This is a genomic window from Tsukamurella sp. NPDC003166, from assembly GCF_040611135.1.
GTDB lineage: Bacteria > Actinomycetota > Actinomycetes > Mycobacteriales > Mycobacteriaceae > Tsukamurella.
In genome coordinates, this window is the sequence record NZ_JBEXNL010000005.1 from 231,471 (window position 1) to 255,522 (window position 24,052).

Consider the following 24,052-nt stretch of genomic DNA (forward strand, 5'->3'; position numbering starts at 1 on the left):
GGCGGGCATGATCGGAGCATGAGTACGGCAGTCCTGGCCCTGCACTGGCAAGTGAACGTGATCGAGCCCGAGGGCTTCTTCGGCCCCATGCTGGCCGGTCCGGTGGCGGAGTCCGGCGTCGTGGACCGGGCAGCGGCCTTCCACGACCTGGCGCTGGCAGCGGGGGTTCCGGTGATCTTCACGCGTTTCACGGTTCCGGAGGATGAGGGGGAGCTCGTCCGCAACACCGGCTTCATGCGAGCCGTCGGAGACGCTCAGGAGGCCTTCCGTCCCGAGGCCGACGGTGCCCGGATCATCGACATCATGGCGGACCAGCCGACCGCGGTGTACGACAACCAGCGCCTGTCCGGCCTGGCGGGTCCGGCCACGGAATGGCTTGCGGAGCACGGCATCGACACGATCTACATCACGGGTGTGGCGACGAATCTGACCGTCGAGCAGACGGCTCGGCACGCCACCGATCTCGGGCTGATCGTGCACGTCGTCGAGGACTGCGTCGCCGCCGCCGACCCAGCGGTGCACGAGGCGTCCCTCGACAATCTCGACCTGGCCACGGCCGGGCGCGTCACAGCAGCGGAGGCCGTGACGCGGTTCTCCACCTCGTAGCCCGTACACCCCAACGCTCTCAGAAGGGCGGTGGCGGGTCGTCGGGGTGGGTCGGTTCGGGTGGTCCGCGGTGGGGTGTCACGTCGGGGAACCTGGTGGCTGGTGGGGTGTTCCGTCGTTCCTGGTCGCGGCGGGTGTGGGTGAAGGCGAGGATCGCGATCTCGAGCCGACGTTCGAATTCGGACTGCGGGGTGGCTGGTTCGTGAGGTGCGAGGTTCTCGAGCAGGGCAATGCTGGCCGCGCGGGCTTGGGCGCGGCGTGCGTGTTCGCGCATCAGGCGGGTGGGGCCGTTGCGGTGCTGCACCGTCGGGGGTTCCGCCGGGGGTGGTGGTGTGGTCCAGTCGATGCGGCGTAGGTCGGGGAACAGGTTCAGGACGGTGCCGGCGGGGTCGACGGTGATCAGCTGTCCGGTGGGGCTGGTCCACACGATCCGGCCGTCGGGGAGGCGGGCGTCGATCCAGCCGCCCGCGGTCTTCAATCGGTGGTGGGCTGTGCAGAGGGGCTGCAGGTTGTCGGCGGTGGTGGCGCCTCCCGCGGTGGGCTGGTGGTGGTCGTACTCGGTGGAGTGGTCGATCTGGCAGCGATGGGCGGGGCGGGTGCACATCGGGAACACGCACCGTGGGTAGAGCAACGTCAGATAGGTGGCGAGGTCAGCGGTGAGCCGGTATCCGTGTGCGCCGTGGGCCTTGACCAACGGCCGTGCAGGCTCGGGCTCGGCAGGTGCAGGTTCAGCTGCGGGCTGGGGTTCGGTGATGCGGTCGCCGAACTCGCGGACGACGGCATCCTCGCGGGTGGCCAGGTCGCGAGCATGGTCTGCGGTGACGGGGCCGTGGCCGACCAGATACGCCGCGGCGTCGTCCTGGCCGGTGAGAGTGGTTTCGTTGATCACCACGTGGATGAGGGTGCGGTAGCGGGTGATCGCCCCGTCGACCGATCCGTCTTCGGCGGTGCGTTCCTCGCGGTAGGGGCAGCCGGGATGTTCGCACTGACAGCCGAGGGTGATCGATCCACGGACACGGGCGACCAGGCCGTCGGCCCGCTTCTGCGCCACGGTCCGCGGGTCGTGCTCGCACACGGTCTCGATGATCTCCTCGACCCGGCTATCGATCTCCACCATGTCCTCGGCGGGCAGCAGGGCGTAGGCGGCGGCCATTCCGTCGTCGTCCGCCTTGAACACGACGGTGCGATCGTCCCGTGCCCGATTGCGGCGTTTCTCCGCGGCGTGCGGGTCTATGCCCTGCACGATCCTGTCCGCCGCCTCCCGCACTGCAGGGATCGCCACCAGCTCCAGCGGGTCACGGCGCAGTCGTTCGGCGATCAGCTCGTCGAAGCGGCGGGCCTGCACACCTGTCAGGACGCGGCTGCGCCGCAACGCCTCCTGCCCGGCCCGCACCGAGATGATGTTGTCCCCGATCAGGGTGAGCACCTGGGGGAGACGTTCGACGAACCCGACCGCTTCGGTCAACGCCCTCTCGGTGGCATCGGAGCCGAGCCGCAGCCGCGTGCCGACCTGCGCGTTCAACGCGATCTCCCGCAACCGCAGATTCTTGCGGCGGGCGAGCAACTCCCGATCAGTGGCATCAGCGGCAGGCAACTGGAGGTACTCGGCCTCCGCGTCGGCGTACACGGTGCGATACAGGCTGTAGAGAGTGGTGATGGTGCGGCAGAACGCGAGGTTCTCACACCGCCGTTGTTCGAACAACAGGCTCGCCGTCTGCTCCCGGAACCCGGCGGCACCGTCGAGCTCCGGGGGCAGCAGATGCCCCGGTAACTCACGCAGCGCGGTCGGGAGAGGCATGACTCCATGATACGCCTGATTGTACGATAAATCCACAATTATTCGAACGATATGATCGCGTTTCGCACCGCCCTGCGGGGTCCCGTCCGGGCGGGTCAGCGCAGCTTGGCGCCGTACACGTGGGTGATCGTCAGGACCAGCAGGACTCGACCGTCAGCGACCATGACGGCCCGGTACTCGTCCCAGTCGGGATGCTCGCCCGCCCCGCGGCGGTAGTAGTCGACGAGGGCATCCACCTCCGGGCCGTTCGGGTCGGTGCCGGGACCGATCAGCGCGGCGGCGCCCTCGGCGGTGGCCCAGGTGTAGCCGTCGGCGCTGGTGAATTCGACGGCCGCCCGCGGATCCCGCCGCAGGTTCGCCTCCTTGGCCCGGCCGGCGGTCATGGACACCAGGATCCGGTCGGCGTCCGCGTCGTACACCGTCGTCACGGGCGAAAGCTGGGGCATGCCACTGGCGCGGAGAGTCGCGAGGACCCCGATGCGGCTGGCGGCGATCAGGACGCGGGGGTCGAACTCGGTGGAAGCCATGCGTCGTGCAACGCCGCCACCGCAGCGGCTGTTCCTGCGCGCGTCAGGAACCCTCGCAGATCCGGATCTCCCGGACCGCGCCGTCGCCCAGAGCGGCGAGCGCCTCCTGGTAGGCGGGGGAGTCGTGGGTGGCGATGGCCTGCTCGAGGCTGTCGAACTCGATCACGGTGGTGCGCTCGATCTTCCCGGCCTCGTACGCGACGGCTGCCTGGCCGCGGACGATGAAGCGCCCGCCTCCCGCGACGATGGCCGGGCCGCCGATCGCGGAGTACGCCGCCATCTTCTCGGGGTCCTTGATCTCCTGGTAGAACGCGATCCAGTACGCCTTCGCCATGTTCACTCCTCGTCGACAGGTGGTCTGACCCACCAAGATTAGTACCGGAGGGGTCAGTACCTGCGAGGCGTGTGCACGATCCGGCCGGCGGCACGCTCGGTGACCACGGTGCGCGAGGACCCGACGATGAGCAGGCACCGCATATCGACCTGCTCGGGGTCGAGATCGCCGAGAGTCGTCACCGTCAGCGTCTCCTCCGGCGAGCCGACGGCGCGCCCGATCACCACGACGGTCTCGGGCGCGCGGACCTCGAGCAGGACCTCCCGCATCCGGACCAGCTGCTCGCGCCGGGTCTTCGATGCCGGATTGTACACGGCGAGAGCGAGATCGGCGCTCGCCACGGCGCGCAGCCGTTGCTCGATGACCTCCCAGGGCTTGAGGTAGTCCGACAGCGAGATCGCGGCGTAGTCGTGGCCCAGGGGGGCGCCGACCCGGCTGGCGACGGCATTCGCCGCCGTCATCCCGGGCAGAACGCGCACGCGCACCTCGTGGAAATCGGGATCCGCGGCGACCTCCGCGACGGCGGACGCCATCGCGAAGACCCCGGGGTCGCCGGAGCTCACCACCGCCACCCGGGCGCCGTTCGCGGCCAACGACAACGCGTGCCGGGCCCGCTCCGCCTCGACCCGGTTGTCGGACGCGTGCACCCGCTGGCCGGGTCGCGGCCGCACCCGGTCCGTGTAGGTCTGATAGCCGACGATGTCCGTGGCTTCGGCGAGCTCGTGCCGCACCTCCGGCGTGGTCCACGCCTCGTCTCCGGGGCCCAGCCCCAGGACGACCACCTCGCCGCGCGCCGTCGACGGTGCGCCCGGGGCGTTGATCCGGCCGGGCACGAGGACCGTCGCGAAGTAGGGCACGTCGGCGGCGCTCACGTCGCCGAGCGCGAGGACCCGCTCGTCGGCGCGGCTCGCACGCTCGACGTACACGGCCGCATCGGCGCGACCCGCGGCGTGCAGCGCACCGTCGACCGTGGGGAAGGTCCGGCCCAGCTTCATGATCGCGGCGGCGTCGGTATCGGCGAGCCGGCGGCGCAGCTCGGGTTCGGGCAGGGTGCCGGGCAACACGGTCAGCACTTCGTCGGCCTCCACCAGCGGGACGCCGGTCGCCGCCGCGGCGGCGCTCACCGAGGTCACGCCGGGCACGACGAGGCACTCGAACCTGTCCCGGAGCCGCTTGTGCATGTGCATGTACGAGCTGTAGAACATCGGGTCGCCCTCGGCGAGCAGGGCGACCTTCCGCCCGGCCGTGAGGTGCTCGGCGAGCTGCTCGGCGGCCTCGGCGTAGAAGTCCTCCAGCGCGCCGCGGTAGCCGCCGGGGTGATCGGTGGTCTCGGTGGTCACCGGGTACATGAGCCGGATCTCGGTCTGCCCCTCGCGCAGATACGGCGCCGCGCAGGCCCGCGCGTTCGAACGGCCGTGCCGCGCACTGTGATAGGCCACCACATCGGCCTCGGCGATGAGCCGCGCCGCCTTGACGGTGACCAGCTCCGGGTCGCCCGGGCCCACGCCCACGCCGTACAGGATCCCGGTCACAGCTCCTCCTCCCGCGCCAGCGCGTTGAGCGCGGCCGCCGTGATCGCGCTGCCGCCGCGACGGCCCAGCACGGTGATGTACTCGACGCCGAGCTCCGCCGCCTCGGCGACGAGCGCGTCCTTGGATTCGGCGGCGCCGATGAACCCGACCGGGATGCCGACGATCACCGCGGGTCTCGGCGCGCCCGCAGCCAGCAGGTCCAGCAGGTGGAACAGCGCCGTCGGGGCGTTCCCGACGGCGACCACGGCACCGTCCAGCTGCGCGCCCCAGAGCTGGACGGCCGCGGCACTGCGGGTCGTGCCGAGCTCGTCGGCGAGGTCCGGCACCTGCGGGTCGCGCAGGAGGCAGGTGACCTCGTTGTCGGCGGGCAAGCGCGAGCGGGTCACGCCGTGCGCCACCATGTTCGCGTCGGTGAGGATCGGCGCGCCGGCGCGCAACGCGGACCGGCCGGCCCGCACGGCACCGTCGGAGATACGGATGTCGCGCGCGAGATCGGTCTGGCCCGCGGCGTGGATCATGCGGACCGCCACCGTCTCCGCGTCGCCGGACAGGCCCGAGAGATCGGATTCCGCGCGGATCGTGGCGAACGAGCGCCGATAGATCTCGGCGCCGTCGGTGAGGTAGTCGTGCACCCGGGCAGCCTAGTCGTCGGCCCCGTCGCGTACGACGACCCGTCGGTGTTCGCCCGACGGTGCGCCGCACCCCCGTTCGCAGGCCACGACGTGGACGCGCTCGTCGTCGCCGATCGTGCCCGCCAATTCCGCGGCGTGCGCCAGCGCGTCGCCCTGGGCCCGGACGCACCCGTGATCGCCCACGCACGCACTGACCCGCAGCAGCGGGGAGGTCGCGTCGAAGATCAGGCTCTTCGGGGCGAGCACCCGCACGACGGTCTCGGCGGCGCCCTCGTCGAGTCCGTGCAGGAACAGCGTGCGCCAGGGCGTGATCGCGATCGGATGGTCGACAGCCGCCACGAACTGGGCGGTGCGCGGGTCGAGCCTGCCCAGTGGCACGCCCATTCCGAGCGTCACCGAACCGTCCGGGCGGTCGAACCAGCCGACGGGTGGCGGCGTCGGCGGCGCGGGGACCACCCGCGGGCCCGTCACCGTGCCACCGAGCTCGGCCGCGATGCGCCGGGCACCGTCGGGCAGGTCCCGGACGCGCCATTCGTCGCCGCGCAGGTCGAGGAAGGCCCGCGCGGCGTCGAGCAGCGCGTCGACGGTGCCGGGCAGGTCGGTCGGGTGGCCGTCGAGGTGCATCACGCCGTCGCGGAGTTCTGCGTCCGCGGCCAGCGCGGCGACGTCGCCGGTGCCGTCGTCGAGGGCGAACAGGACGCGGCCCGGGAGCTCCGCGAGCTCCGCGCGGGCCCGCAGCCCCTCGTCGAGCCGGGCGGCCGTGTCGCCCAGGTCGGACGAGAGGGGAGAGGCGACGATGTTGCGCACCCGCTCGTGACTCTCCGAGGGGAGCAGTCCGGCGGCCGTGAGGCGCTCCCGCGCGGCGTCGAGATCGGCGACGCCGCGCAGCTGAACGTTGCCGCGCGAGGTCAGCTCGAGCGCGTTCGTACCGGCGAGTTCCGCGAGTTCCTGCAGCGCGGCGGGGGAGATCCGACCTCCGGGCAGGCGAACCCGCACGAGCGCACCGTCGGCCGCCGCGTGCGGCCGCAGGACGCCCGGGCAGGCGTCTGGTTCCTTCGGCGGCAGCGCGATCAGTCCTCGAAGTGGACCGGCGGCAGGGTGATGACATGGCCGGCGTAGGCGAGGCCGGAGCCGAACGCCATGACGAGCGCGGTCTGGCCGGGCTTCGCCTTGCCGGTGCGCAGCAGCTCCTCGACGGCGAGCGGGATGGACGCCGCGGAGGTGTTGCCGGTGGTCACGATGTCCTCGGCGACCACGCAGTCGTCGCGCAACTCGAGCGCCTTGATGAGCACCTGGGTGATCCGCAGATTGGCCTGGTGCGGGACGAAGACATCGATGTCCTTCGAGGTGAGGCCGGCGAGCTTGAGCGCCTCCTGGCACGCGGGCAGCAGTGCGGTCGCGGCCCAGCGGAAGACCTTCCGGCCCTCCATGCGCAGGAACGGGCGGACGGGCGCCTCGGTCGTGGTGTCGTCGCGGAAGGCGTGCACCTCGTCGAAGTACGTGCCGAAGTCCTTGTCCTGGAAGATCGCGGTGGTGAAGTCGCCGTCGGCGCCCCACGACACCTGGGAGACGCCCACCTCCTCGGACGGGCCGAGCACGGCCGCGCCGGCACCGTCGGCGAAGATGAACGCGCAGGTGCGGTCCTCGGGCGAGATCAGGTCGGAGAGGCGCTCGACGCCCACGACCACGACGTACTTCGCGGTGCCGGCCCGGATCAGGTCGGTGCCGACGGCGGCGGCCGTGGTGAACCCGGAGCAGCCGGCGGTGATGTCGAAGGCGGGGATGCCGACGCGGCCCAGCTCCTTGGCGATCTGCGGGGCGAGGGAGGGGCCCAGCTCCAGGCGGGTGTTCGTCGCGGAGATGACGCAGTCGACCAGCTGGGGATCGATGCCGGCGGCCGTGATCGCGCGCTCGGCGGCCTTGACCGACATCGACAGGATGGTCTCGTCGTCCTCGGCGAAGTGCCGGGATTCAATACCCGACCTGGTCTTGATCCACTCGTCGCTGGACTCGATCTTGTCGACGATCTCGGAGTTCGGCACGACGCGCCGCGGACGGTAGGCGCCGATCCCCAGGTAGCTGACGTTCGACTGCTCAGCGGGGGCGGGGGCGGCGATCCGGGCGGGGGCGGTCATGCGTGTGTGACTCCGTTCGAGGGGGATGCGGCGGGTGAACCATTCGGTTCAACGACCCGTCATTGGTAACATGAACCGAGCGGTTCAAACAAGCGCCGCCGCACCCTGTGGCAATATTCGCCAACGGCGATTCGTTGTTCACCGAGCACCCTGAGGAGAGATCGCGCCCGATGTCGACCGCCCCGAAGCCGCGCCCGCGCCCCCGGGTCCGCCTCGTCAACACTGCCCTGAACCTGGTGGGGCGCCACGGCTTCGCGGACGCCGGCCTCGCCGAGTTGACGGCGCAGTCGCAGGCGTCGAAGAACTCGCTCTACCAGTACTTCCCGGGAGGCAAGGCCGAACTCGTGGAGGCCTCCACCTCGCTCGCCGGCCGGCGGCTGCTGCGCTACATCGACGCCGCCACCAGCAAGGGCGAGCCACACGAATGGATCGGTCGGTTCATCGAACTCTGGAAGCGCGTCCTCGTGCGCTCCGAGTTCCAGGTCGGGTGCCCTCTCCTCGCGGCCGCATTGGCCGACGGTGCGCCCCGGGTCCAGGACGCGGCCACCGCCGCGTACACGGAGTGCGAACGCCGGTTCGCCACGGCACTCGTGGACTACGGCGTGGAGGAACAGGCCGCCCTCGTCTTCGCGTCGGTGTTCATGAGCTCGATCGAGGGCGCCGTCGCGCGCGCCCGGGCCGCCCGTGACATCTACCCGCTCACGGATGTCTATCTGTCCATGACGGCGCTCCTCGACCTCACGATGGCCCGCCCGGACGCGGTGCGGGGCGCTACAGTCGCCGAATGACTCGCGGCGATTACCCCCTCTGGCTCGACGATTGCTACGAGGTCGACTCCGAGGGGGTACGGGCCTACGCCCGCGCCACCCGGTCGCCGCACGTGGCCTACGCGAGCAGCCGGGTGATCGCGCACGACACGCCCGTGCCGCCGCTCATCGTCGCCGATCCGGTGTTCAAGGCGGCAGCGAAGCTCATGTCCGACGTGATCGAGGATTTCGATCTGAGCCGGGTGCTCCACGTGGCGCAGACCGTGCGGCAGCTCGTGCCGCTCCGGATCGGCGACGTGGTCTCCCTCGGCGCGCGGATCACCGACCGCATCACGAAGGCGGGCATCGACCTGTTCGAGGTGGACTGCGTCGTGTCGACCTCCGACGGGGTGCGGATCGAGACGGCCAGCACCGTCGCCTACGCCGCCGACGCCGACGTGCCGGACATCGGGGACGCCTCCGCGGCGGTGATCATGCACGGCGCCGTGCTCTGACCCGCGCCTGCCCGGGCGGTGACCGGTCGCGGTGACATAGGGTCGCCTCATGATCCTGCTGCTGTCGACGTCCGACACCGACCTGTTGAGCGCGAAGGCGAGTGGCGCCGACTACCGCTGGGCGAACCCCGCGCGCATCAGCGTCGACCTCGACCTGCCCGGCCTGCTCGACGGGGCCGATGTCGTCGTCGTCCGCATCCTCGGCGGCCGCCGGTACTGGGAGAGCGGCCTCGACGCACTCGCGGCGAGCGGGAAGCCGGTGGTCGTGGTCTCGGGGGAGCAGTCGCCCGACGCCGACCTCATGGAGGCCTCGACGGTGGCCGCCGGCGTCGCCACGCAGGCGCACGCCTACCTGGCCGAGGGCGGTCCCGAGAATCTGGCGCAGCTGTACCACTTCCTCTCGGACACCATCCTGTTGGCCGGCGAGGGTTTCGCGCCGCCGGTGACCGCGCCGCAGTGGGGCATCGTGCCTCGACCGCCCGTCCCCGCCGGGCCGCGGGTGGGCGTGCTCTACTACCGCGCCCAGCATCTCGCGGGGAACACCGCCTACATCGACGCACTCGCCGCGGCGATCGAGTCGCGCGGCGGCACGGCCGTGCCGATCTTCTGCGCGTCCCTGCGCGCCGCCGACGATGCTCTGTTCACCGAACTCGCGACCCTCGACGCGCTGGTCGTCACGGTGCTCGCCGCGGGCGGGGTCAACGCGGCCGGCGCCGCCGCGGGTGGCGACGACGAGTCGTGGGACGTGGGGCGCCTCGCCGCGCTCGACATCCCGATCCTGCAGGCACTGGCCCTCACGACCTCCCGCGAGCAGTGGGAGTCCAGCGACGACGGCCTCAGCCCGCTCGACGTGGCGACGCAGGTCGCGATCCCCGAGTTCGACGGCCGCATCATCACCGTGCCCTTCTCCTTCAAGGAGATCGGCGACGACGGCCTCCCGTCGTACGTGCCCGACGACGAGCGCGCCGGCCGGGTCGCGGGCCTGGCCCTGCGCCACGCTCGGCTGCGCTCGATCCCGAACGGCGAGAAGCGGATCGCGCTCATGCTGTCGGCCTATCCCACCAAGCACGCCCGCATCGGCAACGCCGTCGGCCTCGACACGCCGCAGTCCGCCCTCGAGCTGATCCGCCGGCTCGCGGACGCCGGCTACGACATCGGCTCACCGTCGGACATCCCCGGGCTCGAGGCCGACGACTCCGACGCCTTCATCCATGCCGTCATCGCCCGCGGCGGCCAGGACCCGGATTGGCTCTCGGACGAGCAGCTCGACGGGAGCGAGGTCACCGTCGACCCCAAGACCTACCGCGCCTGGTTCGCGACGCTCCCACAGGAACTGCGTGACGCCGTGACCGAGCACTGGGGCGCGGCCCCGGGCGGCCTGTTCACGACGGGCTCCGGCGACATCGCGATCGCCGCGCTGCGGTTCGGCAACCTCACGGTGATGGTCCAGCCACCCCGCGGCTTCGGCGAGAACCCCGTCGCGATCTACCACGATCCGGACCTGCCGCCGAGCCATCACTACCTGGCCAGCTACCGCTGGCTCGCCGACCGCGAGCACGGCTTCGGCGCGGACGCGGTGATCCACCTCGGCAAGCACGGCAACCTGGAATGGCTGCCCGGCAAGACACTCGGCATGTCCGCCTCCTGCGGTACCGACGCCGCGCTCGGCGACCTGCCCCTGATCTATCCGTTCCTCGTCAACGACCCCGGCGAGGGCACGCAGGCCAAGCGTCGCGCACATGCGGTGCTCGTCGACCACCTCATCCCGCCGATGGCCCGCGCCGAGAGCTACGGCGACATCGCCCGCCTCGAGCAGCACCTGGACGAGTACGCCAATGTCGCGAGCCTGGACCCGGCGAAGCTGCCGATGATCCGGCAGCAGATCTGGACGCTGCTGCAGGCCGCGAAGCTCGACCACGATCTCGGGCTCACGGATCAGCCCGAAGACGACTCCTTCGACGACATGATCCTGCACGTCGACGGTTGGCTGTGCGAGATCAAGGACGTCCAGATCCGCGACGGCCTGCACATCCTGGGGGCGGCACCGTCGGGCGAGGTCGAGACGGATCTCGTGCTGGCGATGCTGCGCGCCAAGCAGATGTGGGCGGGTGCGGTGCACACGCCCGGGCTGCGGGAGGCGCTCGGACTGGAAGAGGACGGCACGGCGTCGAAGGCGAAGACGGACGAGTTCGAAGCCCGGGCACGCGAACTCGTGGTCGCCGCCGCAGCGGCGGATTGGGCACCGTCGGCCATGGCGACCCTGACGGACGACCCGGCGGTGGCGAAGATCCTCGACTTCGCGGCCACCGAGATCGTGCCGCGGCTGCGCCGCACCGGCGACGAGATCGAGAACGTGCTCCGCGCCCTGAACGGCGGCTTCGTGCCCGCGGGGCCGTCGGGCTCGCCGCTGCGCGGCCTGATCAACGTGCTGCCGACGGGGCGCAACTTCTACTCGGTGGACCCCAAGGCCGTGCCCTCGCGGCTCGCGTGGGCGACGGGACAGGAGCTCGCCTCCTCACTGGTCGAGCGGTACCACAGCGAGCACGGCGAGTACCCGACGTCGGTGGGCCTGTCGGTGTGGGGCACGTCCGCGATGCGCACCGCCGGCGACGACATCGCCGAGGTGTTGGCGCTGCTCGGTGTGACCCCCGTGTGGGACGAGCAGTCCCGCCGCGTCTCCGGCCTGGAGGTCATCGGCCTGGAGGAGCTCGGCCGCCCGCGCATCGACGTCACGGTCCGGATCTCGGGCTTCTTCCGCGACGCGTTCCCGCACGTCGTGGCCATGCTCGACGACGCCGTCCAGCTGGTGGCCGCACTGGGCGAGTCGGATGAGGAGAACTTCGTCGCAGCGCACACCCGTGCGGCGCTGGCCGAACACGGGGATGCGCGGCGCGCGACGACGCGCGTCTTCGGCTCCAAGCCCGGTACCTACGGCGCGGGCCTGCTGCAGCTCATCGACTCCAAGAACTGGCGCAGCGACGCCGACCTCGCCGAGGTCTACACGGCGTGGGGCGGGTACGCCTACGGTCGCGGGCTCGACGGTGCGCCGGCGGCGGACGACATGCGGGCGGCGTACCGTCGGATCGCGGTGGCGGCCAAGAACATCGACACCCGCGAGCACGACATCGCCGATTCCGACGACTACTTCCAGTACCACGGCGGCATGGTCGCGACGGTCCGCCACCTCACCGGATCCGACCCGGAGGCCTATGTCGGCGACTCGACGCGGCCGGACTCGGTGCGGACCCGCACGCTCAGCGAGGAGACCAACCGCGTCTTCCGCGCCCGCGTCGTGAACCCTCGGTGGATGGCCGCGATGCGCCGGCACGGCTACAAAGGCGCCTTCGAGATGGCGGCGACGGTGGACTACCTGTTCGGTTTCGACGCCACCGCCGGCGTCATGGCCGACTGGATGTACGAGAAGCTCACCGAGAACTACGTCCTCGATCCGGAGAACCGGAAGTTCATGGAGGAGTCCAATCCGTGGGCGCTGCACGGCATCGCCGAGCGCCTCCTCGAGGCCTCCCAGCGCGAGCTGTGGAAGTCGCCGGACCCGCAGCTCCTCGCCGAGCTGCAGCAGGTCTACCTGGAGACCGAGGGCGATCTCGAGGACCGCTGACCCCCGAATTGAACGCTGTTACGGAGAGCGCGACCTGCGGATTTCCTCTCCGTAACAGCGTTCAATTCGGAGGGGGCCGGGAACCTTACGCCCGGTTCGCCCGTTGTACCGGTATGAAGCTCTTCGCGTTCCTGACCTACATCGTCGTGGAGATCGCGGCGTTCGCCGGCCTGGTGGCCTGGCTGACTTTCGGCTGGGCCCTGCTGGTGATGATCGCCGCCACCGCCATCGGCGTGCTCATGCTGCGGCGCACCGCCGCGGGTGTGCTGCGTGACCTGGGGGAGGCGCTCGACGGTCAGCGGTCCGCCGGGCCCGCACTCATGGACACCGCGATCCTCGCGGCGGCCGTCTTCCTCCTCGCCGTGCCCGGCGTTGTCAGCACGGCGCTCGGCCTGCTGCTGTTGGTCAAGCCGGTCCGCGCCGTGGTCCGCCCCGCGGTCGCCTACGTCGGCGCCAAGCGGGTCGCCTCGTTCGTCGAGGAGTCCGGCCTGGTCACCGTGCTCTCGGGGCGGCCCCGCGGGTACGGCACCGTCGTCGACGGTGCAGTGGTCACCGACCAGCGCACCCCGGCCGAGCCCGTGGTCGACGTCGGTGGCCCGGGGCCGCGCCCGGGGTACCGCGAGTTGCCGCCCGCCCCGTAGTCGGCAGACCGGTCGTCGATCACTGGTGTGTGCGCACCGTCTGACCGGAACAGCCCGGGTACGGGCCATGCGCGCGACGCATTGCCCACCGGTGAAATATGCCTCTGAACAGGGACGATAGTGCCATGCACCGGGCGGATGGCTTTCCGATCAACACCCCACGGGTGTCTGCGGCGCGACCAGATTGGCAGACTGGTCCTCCGTGACCACCGAACTGCTCCTCGGCGGGCGGATCTACACGCCCACGTCCACCTCGGCCACCGCGATCGCCGTCGAGAACGGGGTGATCGCCTGGATCGGCGAGGACCGCGCCGCGCGCGCCCTGCACCCGGAAGCGCAGGTCACCGAACTCGACGGTGCCTTCGTCGCGCCCGCCTTCGTGGACACCCACGTGCACCTCACCGCGACGGGCCTCGCGCTCACCGGCCCCGACCTCACCGGCGGACTCGACGCCGTCCGCACCACACTCAGCGCCACCCCCGGCGACACCGTGATCGCCCGCGGGTGGGACGACACCGCCTGGGATCGCCCGCTGCAGCGCACCGACCTCGACGAGCACCGCGCGATCTACGCCGCCCGGATCGATGAGCACTCCGCGCAGGCCAGCACCGCACTGCGCGCCCTCGTTCCCGGGCTGGAGGGCCTCGCCGGCTTCTCGCCCGACGGTCCGCTCACCGCGGCCGCCCACCACGCCGTCCGCGCGGCCGCCATCGCGGCGCTCACCGACGCGCAGATCACCGCGGCGCAGACGACGGCCCTCGACGCCGCGGCCGCCGCGGGCATCGCCGCGGTCCACGAGTGCGGCGGCCCCGAGATCGCCGGCGAGCGCGACTTCGCGCTGCTCCGCGAACGGACGCACGGAGTCCTCGTCCGCCGCTACTGGGGCGAGGCCGCCCGCGATGCCGACCACGCCCGCGAGATCCTCGAACGTACCGGCGCCGACGGCCTCGCCGGCGACCTGTTCGTCGACGGCTCGCTCGGCAGCCGCACGGCACTGCTGCACCGGCCCTACGCGGACGCACCGTCGACGGGCGTGGCGTACCTCGACCAGGAGACCGTGACCGCGCACGTCCTGGCCTGCACGGAGGCCCGGATCCAGGCAGGCTTCCACGCGATCGGCGACGCCGCCGTCGCGCGGGTGGTCGCCGCGTTCGAAGCGGCGGTCGACACCTTCGGCGGGCCGCGGGTCGCCTCCTGCGGGCACCGTGTCGAACACGCCGAGATGGTCTCGGCCCGCGAGGCGCGCAAGCTCGGTGACTGGGGCGTGAACGCCTCGATGCAGCCGCAGTTCGATGCGTTCTGGGGCGGCGCGGACGGCATGTACGCCCGCCGCCTCGGCGCCGAGCGCGCCGCGACGCTCAACGATTTCGCGCTGCTCGCCAGGAACGCGGTGCCAATCGCGTTCTCGTCGGATTCGCCCGTCACCCCGCTCGACCCGTGGGCCACCCTGCGGGCCGCGACGCAGCACCACACCGCGGGCAGCGCCGTGAGCCCCCGTGCCGCCTTCGCCGCCGCCACCCGCGGGGCGTGGCGGGCCGGGGGAGTACGCGACGGCGTGGCCGGCACCCTGGTCCCCGGCGCGCCCGCGACCTTCGCCGTCTGGGACGCGGACGAGCTGGTGGTGCGGGCACCGTCGGACGCCGTGCAGCGCTGGTCCACCGACCCCCGCGCGGGCGTCGCGCCGCTGCCCGACCTCGCCCCGGGGGCTCGCCCGCCGCGGTGCCTGCGCACCGTGGTCGACGGCCGGACGGTGTTCGCGGCGTGAAACCACTGCTCCGCGCGGTCGCGAGCGTCCTCGCCGGCGTCGCGGTGTACTTCGCCTTCCCGCCCGCGGGGCTGTGGTGGCTCGCGCCGCTCGGCGTCGCCGCGCTGGTCGCGGTGCTCGCCACCCGCGAGCGACCGACGCTGAGCGGCGGCTTCCTCTACGGCTTCCTCACGGGCGTCGGCCTGTTCATCCCCCTGCTCAAGTGGATCGACTCCATGGTCGGCGCCGTCCCGTGGATCGGGCTCGGCATCACCTGCGCCCTCTACTACGGCGCGTTCGGCCTCATCGCCACCCGGGTGTCGCGCGTCCCGGGCGGCCCCGTGTGGGTGGCCGCCGCGTTCACCGTCACCGAGTGGGCCCGCGCGTCCTTCCCGTTCGGGGGCTTCCCGTGGGGGCGGCTCGCGTTCAGCCAGGCCGACGGTCCGCTGCTCGCCCTCGCCCGGTACGTCGGGGCGCCGGGCCTGAGCTTCGCGGTCGCCCTGGTCGGCGCGTCCCTCGCCGCAGCGGGAATCGCCCTGGCGCGCAGGGCGGACCGTCGGACGTTCCTGCTGCCCGTGGCGGCAGTGGCCCTGACCGGCATCGCGACGGCGGCGGCCTGGCCGTTCGTGGGCGCACCGTCGGACGGGCGGACCGTGACCATCGCGGCGATCCAGGGGAACGTCCCCGAACAGCGCTGGGACGTCGCGACCCAGCGCGAGGCCGTGCTGACCAACCACCTGACCGAGACCCACCGCCTCGCGACCGAGGTGCGGGAGGGCCGACAGAAACAGCCGGACGTGGTGATCTGGCCGGAGAACAGCTCCGATGTCTCGCCCGAGCGCGATCCCGAGGTCGCGGCCCGGCTGGCCGCGGCCGCAGCCGACGTCCGCGCCCCGATCCTGGTCGGGACCGTCCACTACGACGGGACCGGCAAGTACTACAACAGCATGATCCTGATCGGCCCGAACGGCGCCCTCGAGCGGCACGACAAGGCGATCCTGCAGCCCTTCGGGGAGACCATGCCGATGCGCGGCTTCTTCCGCATGTTCAGCGACTACGTGGATCTGGCGAACGACTTCACGCCCGGCACCGGCACCGGTGTGGTGCACCCGAACGGGATTCCGCTCGGGGTCGCGACCTGCTACGAGGTCGCCTTCGACCGAGCGCTGCGCGGATCGGTACTGGACGGCGCGCAGGTGCTGACGGTGCCCACGAACAACGCCACCTTCGGCCGCACCGGCATGACCTACCAGCAGCTCGGCATGTCGCGGGTGCGCGCCGTCGAGCTCGACCGCGACGTGGTGGTCGCCGCCACCACCGGAGTCAGCGCCCTGGTCCGCCCCGACGGCGAGGTGGCCCGGCAGACGAGCATCTGGACGAACGACCACCTCGTCGAGTCGATCCGGCTGCGCGGCGGCCGCACGCCCGCGGCTCGGCTGGGGGATTGGGGCGAGGTCGCGCTGCTCCTGGCCACCCTGTGCGGTATCGCGATCGCGATAAGGCACGATGGACTGCGATACACGCCCCTGAATCGGACCGAGGAACCTGCATGAGCGAGCCGTCAGCGCCGTCGTCGAAGACGCTGGTGATCATCCCCACGTACAACGAGCTGGAGAATCTGCCGCTCATCGTGGGCCGGCTGCACAAGGCGCAGCCCGAGGTCGACGTGCTCGTGGTCGACGACAACAGCCCCGACGGGACCGGCGACCTCGCCGACACGCTGGCCGCCGAGGACCCGCGGATCCACGTCCTGCACCGTGCCGAGAAGAACGGCCTCGGCGGCGCGTACATCGCCGGATTCCGGTGGGCGCTGGAGCGCGACTACCGCGTGATCGTCGAGATGGACGCCGACGGCTCACACGCCCCCGAGCAGCTGGAGCGGCACCTCGCCGCGATCGACGCGGGGGCCGACCTGGTGATCGGCTCGCGGTACGTGCGCGGCGGCAGGACCGTGAACTGGCCGCTGTCGCGCCAGCTGATATCGCGCGGCGGCAACGTCTACAGCCAGGTGATCCTCGGCACGCGCATCCGGGACATCACGGGCGGCTACAAGGCCTTCCGCCGCGAGACGCTGGAGGGCCTCGGCCTGGACCAGGTCGAGTCGTTGGGGTACGGCTTCCAGATCGACCTGACCTGGCGCGCCGTGCAGGCGGGCTTCACCGTGGTCGAGGTGCCCATCACCTTCACCGAGCGCGTCATCGGCGACTCGAAGATGAGCGGCTCCATCGTCAAGGAGGCCGCGACCCTGGTGCCGAAGTGGGGCTACCGGGCGCGCAAGCGCAAGATCGCGCGTCTGCTCGGCAAGTAGGTCTCCCGCCCGCACGGGACAGCGACGACGAAGGGCCCCGGATCACTCCGGGGCCCTTCGCTTCGTCGTCGACGATCCCTGCGGCTACTTGCCGCGACGCGCCTTGAGCAGGTCCAGCCGCTCCTTGAGCAGCTCCTCCAGCTCACCCTCGGACCGCCGCTCCAGCAGCATGTCCCAGTGGGTGCGCGGCGGCTTCGCCTTCTTCTCCTCCGGCGCCACACCATCGATCAGGGTGCCCTCGAGGCCGTTCTTGCACAGCCAGGTACCGGGGAGCTCCGCATCGTCCGCGAACGGGACATCGAACTCCTCACCGTTATCGGTGCGGTACCGCGCGATGCGGCGCGGAGCGAGGTCGTGGTCCCGATCCGTCTCATAGCTCACCGCACCCAGGCGGCTGCCCCGTAGAACTCGATCTGCCATGCTTCTCCCAACATCTGGCCTACGCCGAACATTCCCAGCCTACCGGAGTGAAGTCCTATGAGCACCTCCCGCCGCCGCAGGTCCGCGGCCTGCGCCTGGTGCGGCCGCGAGGTCGTCTCCGAGGGACCGGGCCGGACGCGCAAGTACTGCCGCCGGTCGTGCCGGCAGCGCGCCTACGAGGCGCGCCAGGCGCTCGCCGGTACGGCTCTGCCCGAGGATTCCGTGGTGCTCACCGCGGACGAGGCGCAGGCGCAGGGGGAGCGTATGTTCGAGGTGAGATGCGCGGCGGAGGACGTGCGGACCGCGATAGCCGAGGGCGCCCCGGTGGGCGAACTGGCCGAGCTCGCGGACCGTCTGGTGGAAACCGCGCGCGCCGCGGAACGCCTGCGCTGACGGGCACGTACGACACGCACGACGAACGAGAGGCAGTCGATGACCCCCGCCCGGATCCGGATCGCCGCGGTGATCGCGGCGGTGCTGCTCGCCGTCGGTGCCTGCTCCACGGACGCTGCCACGCCCGTCGTCTCCGTCCCGCCGGCTCCGCCCGCACCCGGCGCCCTGCCCGCCGACTGGACCGAATCCACGGTCCAGGTGCCCGTCGACGCCGGTAACGCGGTCTACGTCGCGCCCCGCTCGCCGGGCCGGCTGCGTGCCGCCCTCATCCTTGCGGGTTCCGACAAGGCGGGTCAGGTGGCGGCCCGGGAGCTGTCGGTCATGCTCGCCCAGCTCGGCGTCGCGTCCCTCCGGTTCGACGGTGCGCCCTCGGCCGTGCCGGACTACGCCCAGCAGCTCGACCGCGCGGGCAAGGCCCTGACCGCCCTGGCGGACAAGGCGGGCCTGGCCGACGACCGACTGCTCGCCGTGGGACACGGCTCAGCGGCGCCCCTGGCGCTCGCGCTGGGATCGGGGAGCACGGGGCGCGGCGCCGTGCCGATCGGCCTCATCGAACCCGTTCTGGGGAGCCTGCCCGCCGGCGCGCCCGACCCGCTGCAGAGCGCGATGGCCCTCCCACCGCAGAAGCACAACATCATCTCCTGCTCCGACGCCGACATCGCGGTGGACTGCGGCGCCGTCCAGGACCTCGCCGACGTGATGACCGGGACGCACGCGAACTACGTGCGGCTGCGCGGCGTCAGCCACGCGCTGCAGGAGGACGATTCGCGCGACCCCGCGAAGTACGGCTCGGACCTTCCCTTCTCGGCCGGCCTGTACCAGTCGCTGGGCTCGTGGATCTCGATGCAGTGAGCGCGCGCGGAGCGGCGGTCCTGGCCGCCGGCGCCGCCGTCGCCTGGTCCAACGCGGTTCTGCCGCGGCTGGCGCGCAGGTACGGATGGGGTCGCGACGCGCGCTCAGCGGCCACGCTGGGGTTCTGCGTCGCCGACGCAGCGCTGGCCCGGTCCGCCGTCCCGACGGTGCCGGGGGTCGCCGTCGGTCTCGCGCTGGCCGGCGGCGGGCTCGCGCTGGTCGAGCCCGTGGCGCGGGACGCACCATCGAACCGGATGAAGTGGGCGTTCGTGGACATCCCGCTCGGCACCGCACTGCCCGAGGAACTCCTGTTCCGCGGCACCCTGACGCCCGCACTGCAGGCCGCGTTCGGACGGCCAGCGGGCGCCGTCGCGGGGCCGCTCACGTTCGGTCTGTGGCACGTCGGCGCCGCACGAGCAGCGCACGACCCCGTATTTCCGACAATCGTCGTCACGACGGCATTCGGGGCTGTCCTGGACACCCTCGCCCGCCGTACCCGCAGGTGGTGGCCGGGTTTCGTGGTCCACTGGGCGCTGAACGCGGGCGGTGTGATCCTCAGCTCCGGTTCAGGGATTTCTTCACCGGGGCGTAGGAACCCGTAGAATCGTGCGCAAGGCTCCACACCCCCTCGGGGGCTCCGCCCCCTGAGCACCCCGGGGCCTCATTTCCCGCAGGAGGAACAACGATGACTGACCGCCACCTGGGCGCCAACGGCGTCTCGCGCCGTGGGTTCGCCCGTCTCGGCGCCGGCGCCGCCGCAGCGCTCGTCGCGGCCACCGCTGCCACCGCTGCCGCGGGTGCGGCTCCGACGCCGTCGAAGCCGAAGCCCAAGCCGTCGGGCGATTCGACGAGCAGTACGTCCACCACGGAGCCGGCCGCCGGGAACCCGGCACCCCCCGTCGCCACGAAGACCGGCTGGGTCGCTCTCGCGGACGACAACACGAAGCAGATCACCATCTGGCACAACGGCGAGGTCGTCAAGACGATGCCCACGTCGATGGGGACCGACAAGCACCCCACGCCGAACGGCACGTACTACACGATGGAGAAGCTCCGTGACATGTACATGGACTCGTCCACGTACGGCGTCCCGGTCGACTCGCCGGAGGGTTACCGCACCTACGTCGAGTACGCCACACGCATGTCCTGGAGCGGCATCTTCGTGCACGCCGCGCCGTGGTCGGTGAACCAGCAGGGCGTGTCCAACGCCAGCCACGGCTGTCTCAACGTGAGCACCGCCAACGGCAAGTACTTCTACGACAACTTCCCGATCGGCTCGCCGATCGTGGTGCGCAACACCGTCGGTGGCACGTACACCCCCGGCTCCTGAGCGTTCGAGAGACCAAAGAACCCGCCCCGGAAACATCCGGGGCGGGTTCTCCGCATTGCGGGGCTAGACGCCGGCCTTCGACGGGGCCTGGACGGTGCCGAACTTCAGCTCGGGCGCGTCGACCCTCGAGCGGCGGTAGTCGATCGAGTCCAGGACGAAGTTGTGCCGGATCATCCACGGCTGCTCGGTGGCGGCCTTGGGCATCGCGTCGGGCGAGCGCTGCACGTAGCCGGAGCTGAGGTCGAGGGCGGGATGCTCGGTGAGCACCTGACCGCCGACCTCGGGCTCGACGTGCGTGTAGCCCTTGACGACCATGTGGTTGAGAAGGCGGGCGATGCCGCGGGCCGAGATGTCGGCGCGCAGGGTCCACGAGTTGTTCGTGTAGCCGATGATGAAGGCGAAGTTCGGCACGCCCTCGAGCATGTAGCCGCCGAACGCGAACTTGTCGTTGGGCTTGATCGGCGCTCCGTCGACGCTGACCTCGACGCCGCCGAACGCGAGCAGCTGCAGGCCGGTCGCCGTGATGACGATGTCCGCCTCGAGCTCGCGGCCCGACGCCAGCCGGATGCCATTCTCGGTGAAGGTGTCGATGGTATCGGTGACGACCTCGGCCTTACCGTCGCGGATCGTCTTGAACAGGTCACCGTTCGGCACGACGCACAGGCGCTGGTCCCACGGCTCGTACTTGGGCTTGAAGTGGACGTCGACGTCGTAGCCCTCGGGCAGCAGGCTCTGGTTGAGCTTGCGGAGGAACTTGCGCGAGGTCTTCGGGAACGACCGCGCGAGGATGTACTGGCCGACGTTGATGACGGCGTTCACGTTCCGGGTGATGTTGTGCGAGACGGCGGCGGGCAGCACCTTGGCGCCGAACATCGTCAGCGGGTCGGCGTTCGGGACCGGCAGCACGTACGTGGGGGAGCGCTGCAGCATGGTGATGTGCTCGACGTCGTCGGCCATCGACGGGATCAGGGTGATCGCGGTGGCGCCGGACCCGATGACCACGACCTTCTTGTCCTTGTAGTCGAGGTCCTCGGGCCAGTGCTGCGGGTGCACGATCCGTCCCTGGAACTGGTCCACGCCGGGGAAGGGCGGCTCGTAGCCGGCGTCGTAGTTGTAGTAGCCGGTGCAGGCGACGAGGAACCGCGACGTGTACACGATCTGCTCACCATCGCGCTCGGCGGTGACGGTCCACAGGTCGGTGCGAGTGTCGAAGTCGACGGTGCCGACCTTGGTCTTGAAGCTGATGTTCTTGTCGATGCCGAACTTCGCGGCCGCCTCTTCGATGTACGCCTTGATCTCGGGACCACTCGCGAGACGGTTGGTGCCCCTCCACGGGAGGAAGGGGTAGCTCAGGCTGAAGATGTCGGAATCGGAGCGGATGCCCGGGTATTTGAACAGGTCCCAGGTGCCGCCCATCTCGGCGCGCTGCTCGAGGATCGCATAGCTGAACTGCGGCACCTCGTTGGAGACGCGGTACGCCGTGTCGATGCCGGCGAGCCCGGCGCCCACGATGAGCACGTCCTTGTAGATCGCCTCGGGATTGGCCACGGGAGCCACCTCGTTTCAGTCGTGACGGCCCCGTAGCGGCTGCCTACTGAGACCGAGTCAATAACGGTTACCGCAATGCTACCTCGCGATAGCTTCACGGTCCAGATCTATCACCCGACCAGCAGCTGGTCACCCTCACGGCGCACTGGGACCGAGGCGAGCGGCGACGCCGCCGGCCCCCGCTCGACGGCACCGGTGGCACCGTCGAACCTGCTGCCGTGGGCCGGGCACTCCAGCGTGAGACCCTCGCTCGCGGCGACCGTCGTGCCGCGGTGCGTGCAGGAGGCGTCGAACGCGACGAACTTCCCCGCGGTCGGCTGAGCCACGACATAGGGCTTCGGGCCCGCGATGACGACGGCGTTGCCCACCGGAACCTGATCCACGGCGACCTTGGCAGCACCGCCGTTCCCCGCGCCGGCCTTGGTCTCCGGCGTCGAGCCCGACGAGGTGTCCCCGGTGTTCGACGAGGTTCCACAGGCCACCGCGACGGGCAGGATCGCGATACCGGGGAGAGCGGCCAGGACCGCGCGCCTCGTGGGGCAGAAGCTTGGCTGAGTTGACTGCGTCACGGCGTCCACTCTGCCAGCATGACGACGTGCTCACAGAGATCGCGGGAATTCCCGCTCATCCACTTCTGGTCCACGGCGCCGTGGTCCTGCTTCCCCTGGCCGCGCTCGCGCTGCTCCTCGCCGCGTGGTGGCCCGCCGCCCGTGCCCGGCTGGGCGCCGGTCTGCCGGTCTTCGCCCTGGTCGCGGCGGGTGCCTGTTACCTCGCGAAGGAGTCGGGCGAGCAGTTGGAGAAGCGGCCCTCGATGGAGGGGATGCGCTCGCAGATCGAGGGGCACTCCACGCAGGGCACGGCGACCTTCCTCTGGTCGCTGGGCCTGCTCGTGTTCGCGGTGCTGGTGTGGGCCGGATCCAGCTCGGCGGTCGCCGGACGGTTCTCGGGTGCGACGGTGCTGTCCTCCCGCGTCGGGGCACTCGTGCTGGGCGTGCTGTCGACGCTGGCGGTGGCCGCGTGCATCTGGGGCGTGATCGCCGCAGGACACTCCGGCGCGACCATGGTGTGGGCGGGCGTGTAGCCCGCCCGGACGGTCAGACCGCGCCGGTCTCTCTGGCGTGCGCCTTGGTCAGCTCGACATAGGCGCCGCCGTTCGCGCTGATGCCGGCGCGCTCCGCATCGCTGAGCTCCCGTCGGACCTTCGCCGGGACGCCCGCGACCATGGAGCCGGGCGGGACCTCCATCCCCTGCGGGACGAGCGCGTTGGCGGCGATGAGGCTGCCCGCGCCGATCACGGCGCCGTTGAGCACCGTCGCGCCCATGCCGACGAGCACGTCGTCGCCCACGGTGCAGCCGTGCAGGACTGCGTTGTGGCCGATCGAGACCCGCTCGCCGACGGTCAGCGGGACGCCGGGGTCGGCGTGCATCACGACGCCGTCCTGCACGTTGCTGTCCCGGCCCACCGAGATCGTGGCCATGTCGCCGCGGATCACCGCGCTGTAGAAGACCCCCACGCCATCGGCGAGCCCGACGTCGCCGATCACCGTGGCGGAGTCCGCGACCCACGCGGTCTCGGCGATGCGGGGCGAGAGCTGTCCGAAGCGAGCGATCACAATGGCCTCCTAGGCGATTCCGGTAGTGCCGAGGAGCTTACCCACGGCGTAGGTGACGGCCATCGCGATCAGCCCACCGACCACCACCCGGGCGGTCGCGCGGCGCACGTCGGCGTCGCCCAGTCGCGCGGAGACGTACCCGGTGAGCGCGAGACCCGCGAGCACGGCCACCACGATCACGAGGATCCGCTGTGTGTGAACGAGTGCGGCGAGGATCGGGATCGCGGCGCCCGCGCTGAACGAGACCGCGGAGGAGACCGCCGCGGCGATCGGGCTGGTCAGGTTGTCCTCGTCGATCCCCAGCTCGGCGTCGAGGTGCGCCTGCAGCGGATCGTGCGCGGTCAGCTCTTCGGCGACCCGCCGCGCAGTGTCCGGCGAGAGTCCCTTGGCGCGGTAGATCCCCTCGAGTTCGGCGAGCTCGTCGTCCGGCATCTCGCGGAGTTCCGCGCGTTCCTTGGCGATGAGCGCCACCTCTGTGTCGCGCTGTGTGCTCACGGAGACGTACTCGCCCAGCGCCATGGACACGGCACCGGCGGTGAGCCCCGCTATCCCCGCGGTGAGGATCGCCGACGACTCGCCGGTCGCCGCGGCGACGCCGATGACGATGCCCGCGGTCGAGATCAGGCCGTCGTTCGCACCGAGGACGCCCGCGCGGAGCCAGTTCAACCGGTCGCCGACGGCGTCGTGGTGCGGCTCGAATTCGTGTGTGCCTTCGCCGATCTGCTCAGCCATGGGAAGGAGTCTAGGTACGTTCATGGG

Annotated in this window: 25 protein-coding genes; 13 read left to right on the forward strand and 12 right to left on the reverse strand. The window is 71.2% G+C overall.

All coding sequences use genetic code 11. From position 1 onward, the window contains the following. Positions 1–18: 18 nt before the first annotated feature. Positions 19–606, forward strand: a complete 588-nt coding sequence (locus ABZX10_RS08660) for a cysteine hydrolase (RefSeq protein ID WP_355537306.1) — start codon at positions 19–21, stop codon at positions 604–606. A 19-nt stretch (positions 607–625) separates the two neighbouring features. Here ABZX10_RS08660 and ABZX10_RS08665 read toward each other — a convergent pair whose 3' ends face one another. The 7 genes from ABZX10_RS08665 to ABZX10_RS08695 all read right to left on the reverse strand — a co-directional run bounded on the left by ABZX10_RS08665 (position 626) and on the right by ABZX10_RS08695 (position 7,564). Further along, positions 626–2,404 carry a DUF222 domain-containing protein gene (locus ABZX10_RS08665; protein WP_355537309.1) on the reverse strand — a complete coding sequence of 593 codons (1,779 nt, stop codon included), beginning with the start codon at positions 2,402–2,404 and terminating at the stop codon, positions 626–628. Positions 2,405–2,499: 95 nt separating this feature from the next. After that, positions 2,500–2,931 carry a PPOX class F420-dependent oxidoreductase gene (locus ABZX10_RS08670; RefSeq protein ID WP_355537312.1) on the reverse strand — a complete coding sequence of 144 codons (432 nt, stop codon included), beginning with the start codon at positions 2,929–2,931 and terminating at the stop codon, positions 2,500–2,502. 43 nt (positions 2,932–2,974) lie between these two features. Then, positions 2,975–3,265: a DUF1330 domain-containing protein gene (locus ABZX10_RS08675; protein ID WP_355537315.1), complete on the reverse strand. Its 291-nt coding sequence runs from the start codon at positions 3,263–3,265 to the stop codon at positions 2,975–2,977. Between the two features lie 53 nt (positions 3,266–3,318). Then, positions 3,319–4,797, reverse strand: a complete 1,479-nt coding sequence (locus tag ABZX10_RS08680) for a precorrin-2 C(20)-methyltransferase (protein WP_355537318.1) — start codon at positions 4,795–4,797, stop codon at positions 3,319–3,321. Then, positions 4,794–5,429, reverse strand: coding sequence for a precorrin-8X methylmutase (locus tag ABZX10_RS08685; protein ID WP_355537321.1), 636 nt, complete (start codon positions 5,427–5,429; stop codon positions 4,794–4,796). The genes ABZX10_RS08680 and ABZX10_RS08685 overlap by 4 nt, the downstream gene beginning before the upstream one ends. 9 nt (positions 5,430–5,438) lie before the next feature. Beyond that, positions 5,439–6,425: a precorrin-3B synthase gene (locus ABZX10_RS08690; protein ID WP_355537324.1), complete on the reverse strand. Its 987-nt coding sequence runs from the start codon at positions 6,423–6,425 to the stop codon at positions 5,439–5,441. A gap of 74 nt (positions 6,426–6,499) precedes the next feature. Beyond that, positions 6,500–7,564: a beta-ketoacyl-ACP synthase 3 gene (locus ABZX10_RS08695; protein ID WP_355537327.1), complete on the reverse strand. Its 1,065-nt coding sequence runs from the start codon at positions 7,562–7,564 to the stop codon at positions 6,500–6,502. 170 nt (positions 7,565–7,734) lie between these two features. Between ABZX10_RS08695 and ABZX10_RS08700 the strand changes: the two genes are divergently transcribed. The 7 genes from ABZX10_RS08700 (at position 7,735) to ABZX10_RS08730 (ending at position 17,137) form a co-directional block, all read left to right on the forward strand. After that, entirely contained in the window at positions 7,735–8,352 is a 618-nt protein-coding gene (locus tag ABZX10_RS08700) for a TetR/AcrR family transcriptional regulator (protein WP_068569663.1), read from the forward strand. After that, complete coding sequence (locus tag ABZX10_RS08705; RefSeq protein WP_355537331.1) at positions 8,349–8,825, forward strand: MaoC family dehydratase N-terminal domain-containing protein; 477 nt, start codon at positions 8,349–8,351, stop codon at positions 8,823–8,825. The genes ABZX10_RS08700 and ABZX10_RS08705 overlap by 4 nt, the downstream gene beginning before the upstream one ends. A 49-nt stretch (positions 8,826–8,874) precedes the next feature. Then, positions 8,875–12,444 carry a cobaltochelatase subunit CobN gene (gene cobN, locus ABZX10_RS08710; RefSeq protein ID WP_355537334.1) on the forward strand — a complete coding sequence of 1,190 codons (3,570 nt, stop codon included), beginning with the start codon at positions 8,875–8,877 and terminating at the stop codon, positions 12,442–12,444. A 113-nt stretch (positions 12,445–12,557) separates the two neighbouring features. Beyond that, positions 12,558–13,085: an FxsA family protein gene (locus ABZX10_RS08715; RefSeq protein WP_355537337.1), complete on the forward strand. Its 528-nt coding sequence runs from the start codon at positions 12,558–12,560 to the stop codon at positions 13,083–13,085. Positions 13,086–13,287: 202 nt separating this feature from the next. Further along, entirely contained in the window at positions 13,288–14,850 is a 1,563-nt protein-coding gene (locus tag ABZX10_RS08720; RefSeq protein WP_355537340.1) for an amidohydrolase family protein, read from the forward strand. Beyond that, positions 14,847–16,382 (forward strand): apolipoprotein N-acyltransferase, encoded by a 1,536-nt coding sequence (gene lnt / locus ABZX10_RS08725; protein ID WP_355537343.1) that lies wholly within the window; start codon positions 14,847–14,849, stop codon positions 16,380–16,382. The genes ABZX10_RS08720 and lnt overlap by 4 nt, the downstream gene beginning before the upstream one ends. Beyond that, positions 16,379–17,137: a polyprenol monophosphomannose synthase gene (locus ABZX10_RS08730; RefSeq protein ID WP_355537346.1), complete on the forward strand. Its 759-nt coding sequence runs from the start codon at positions 16,379–16,381 to the stop codon at positions 17,135–17,137. Before lnt ends, ABZX10_RS08730 begins: the two co-directional genes overlap by 4 nt. An 84-nt stretch (positions 17,138–17,221) precedes the next feature. Here the strand turns inward: ABZX10_RS08730 and ABZX10_RS08735 are convergent, their stop codons facing one another. Beyond that, complete coding sequence (locus ABZX10_RS08735) at positions 17,222–17,557, reverse strand: RNA polymerase-binding protein RbpA (RefSeq protein WP_068569673.1); 336 nt, start codon at positions 17,555–17,557, stop codon at positions 17,222–17,224. Positions 17,558–17,614: 57 nt separating this feature from the next. On the opposite strand from ABZX10_RS08735, the gene ABZX10_RS08740 reads away from it, so the two are divergent. The 4 genes from ABZX10_RS08740 (at position 17,615) to ABZX10_RS08755 (ending at position 20,132) form a co-directional block, all read left to right on the forward strand. Beyond that, positions 17,615–17,950, forward strand: a complete 336-nt coding sequence (locus ABZX10_RS08740; protein WP_355537349.1) for a hypothetical protein — start codon at positions 17,615–17,617, stop codon at positions 17,948–17,950. Positions 17,951–17,989: 39 nt separating this feature from the next. Then, positions 17,990–18,802: a hypothetical protein gene (locus ABZX10_RS08745; RefSeq protein ID WP_355537352.1), complete on the forward strand. Its 813-nt coding sequence runs from the start codon at positions 17,990–17,992 to the stop codon at positions 18,800–18,802. Beyond that, the gene (locus ABZX10_RS08750; RefSeq protein ID WP_355537355.1) at positions 18,799–19,404 is read left to right on the forward strand and encodes a CPBP family intramembrane glutamic endopeptidase; all 606 of its coding nucleotides are present in this window, start codon (positions 18,799–18,801) and stop codon (positions 19,402–19,404) included. Before ABZX10_RS08745 ends, ABZX10_RS08750 begins: the two co-directional genes overlap by 4 nt. 83 nt (positions 19,405–19,487) lie before the next feature. After that, the gene (locus ABZX10_RS08755; protein WP_355537358.1) at positions 19,488–20,132 is read left to right on the forward strand and encodes a L,D-transpeptidase; all 645 of its coding nucleotides are present in this window, start codon (positions 19,488–19,490) and stop codon (positions 20,130–20,132) included. A gap of 63 nt (positions 20,133–20,195) precedes the next feature. Here the strand turns inward: ABZX10_RS08755 and ABZX10_RS08760 are convergent, their stop codons facing one another. Then, on the reverse strand, positions 20,196–21,680 hold the full coding sequence (locus ABZX10_RS08760) for an NAD(P)/FAD-dependent oxidoreductase (protein WP_355537361.1): 1,485 nt from the start codon (positions 21,678–21,680) through the stop codon (positions 20,196–20,198). Positions 21,681–21,790: 110 nt separating this feature from the next. After that, positions 21,791–22,249 (reverse strand): Rieske (2Fe-2S) protein, encoded by a 459-nt coding sequence (locus ABZX10_RS08765; RefSeq protein WP_355537363.1) that lies wholly within the window; start codon positions 22,247–22,249, stop codon positions 21,791–21,793. Positions 22,250–22,275: 26 nt separating this feature from the next. Between ABZX10_RS08765 and ABZX10_RS08770 the strand changes: the two genes are divergently transcribed. After that, positions 22,276–22,761, forward strand: coding sequence for a hypothetical protein (locus ABZX10_RS08770; RefSeq protein WP_355537366.1), 486 nt, complete (start codon positions 22,276–22,278; stop codon positions 22,759–22,761). Between the two features lie 13 nt (positions 22,762–22,774). Here ABZX10_RS08770 and ABZX10_RS08775 read toward each other — a convergent pair whose 3' ends face one another. Then, the gene (locus ABZX10_RS08775) at positions 22,775–23,293 is read right to left on the reverse strand and encodes a gamma carbonic anhydrase family protein (RefSeq protein ID WP_355537369.1); all 519 of its coding nucleotides are present in this window, start codon (positions 23,291–23,293) and stop codon (positions 22,775–22,777) included. 9 nt (positions 23,294–23,302) lie between these two features. Continuing rightward, complete coding sequence (locus tag ABZX10_RS08780) at positions 23,303–24,025, reverse strand: VIT family protein (protein WP_355537372.1); 723 nt, start codon at positions 24,023–24,025, stop codon at positions 23,303–23,305. Between the last annotated feature and the right edge of the window lie 27 nt (positions 24,026–24,052).

Coding starts and splice junctions, on each gene's coding strand:
- ABZX10_RS08670 (WP_355537312.1), bottom strand. CDS start 2,931: ATGGCTTCCACCGAGTTCGACCCCCGCGTCCTGATCGCCGCCAGCCGC.
- ABZX10_RS08675 (WP_355537315.1), bottom strand. CDS start 3,265: ATGGCGAAGGCGTACTGGATCGCGTTCTACCAGGAGATCAAGGACCCC.
- ABZX10_RS08705 (WP_355537331.1), top strand. CDS start 8,349: ATGACTCGCGGCGATTACCCCCTCTGGCTCGACGATTGCTACGAGGTC.
- ABZX10_RS08665 (WP_355537309.1), bottom strand. CDS start 2,404: ATGCCTCTCCCGACCGCGCTGCGTGAGTTACCGGGGCATCTGCTGCCC.
- ABZX10_RS08740 (WP_355537349.1), top strand. CDS start 17,615: ATGAGCACCTCCCGCCGCCGCAGGTCCGCGGCCTGCGCCTGGTGCGGC.
- ABZX10_RS08735 (WP_068569673.1), bottom strand. CDS start 17,557: ATGGCAGATCGAGTTCTACGGGGCAGCCGCCTGGGTGCGGTGAGCTAT.
- ABZX10_RS08780 (WP_355537372.1), bottom strand. CDS start 24,025: ATGGCTGAGCAGATCGGCGAAGGCACACACGAATTCGAGCCGCACCAC.
- ABZX10_RS08660 (WP_355537306.1), top strand. CDS start 19: ATGAGTACGGCAGTCCTGGCCCTGCACTGGCAAGTGAACGTGATCGAG.
- ABZX10_RS08715 (WP_355537337.1), top strand. CDS start 12,558: ATGAAGCTCTTCGCGTTCCTGACCTACATCGTCGTGGAGATCGCGGCG.
- ABZX10_RS08745 (WP_355537352.1), top strand. CDS start 17,990: ATGACCCCCGCCCGGATCCGGATCGCCGCGGTGATCGCGGCGGTGCTG.
- ABZX10_RS08695 (WP_355537327.1), bottom strand. CDS start 7,564: ATGACCGCCCCCGCCCGGATCGCCGCCCCCGCCCCCGCTGAGCAGTCG.
- ABZX10_RS08755 (WP_355537358.1), top strand. CDS start 19,488: ATGACTGACCGCCACCTGGGCGCCAACGGCGTCTCGCGCCGTGGGTTC.
- ABZX10_RS08700 (WP_068569663.1), top strand. CDS start 7,735: ATGTCGACCGCCCCGAAGCCGCGCCCGCGCCCCCGGGTCCGCCTCGTC.
- ABZX10_RS08730 (WP_355537346.1), top strand. CDS start 16,379: ATGAGCGAGCCGTCAGCGCCGTCGTCGAAGACGCTGGTGATCATCCCC.
- cobN (WP_355537334.1), top strand. CDS start 8,875: ATGATCCTGCTGCTGTCGACGTCCGACACCGACCTGTTGAGCGCGAAG.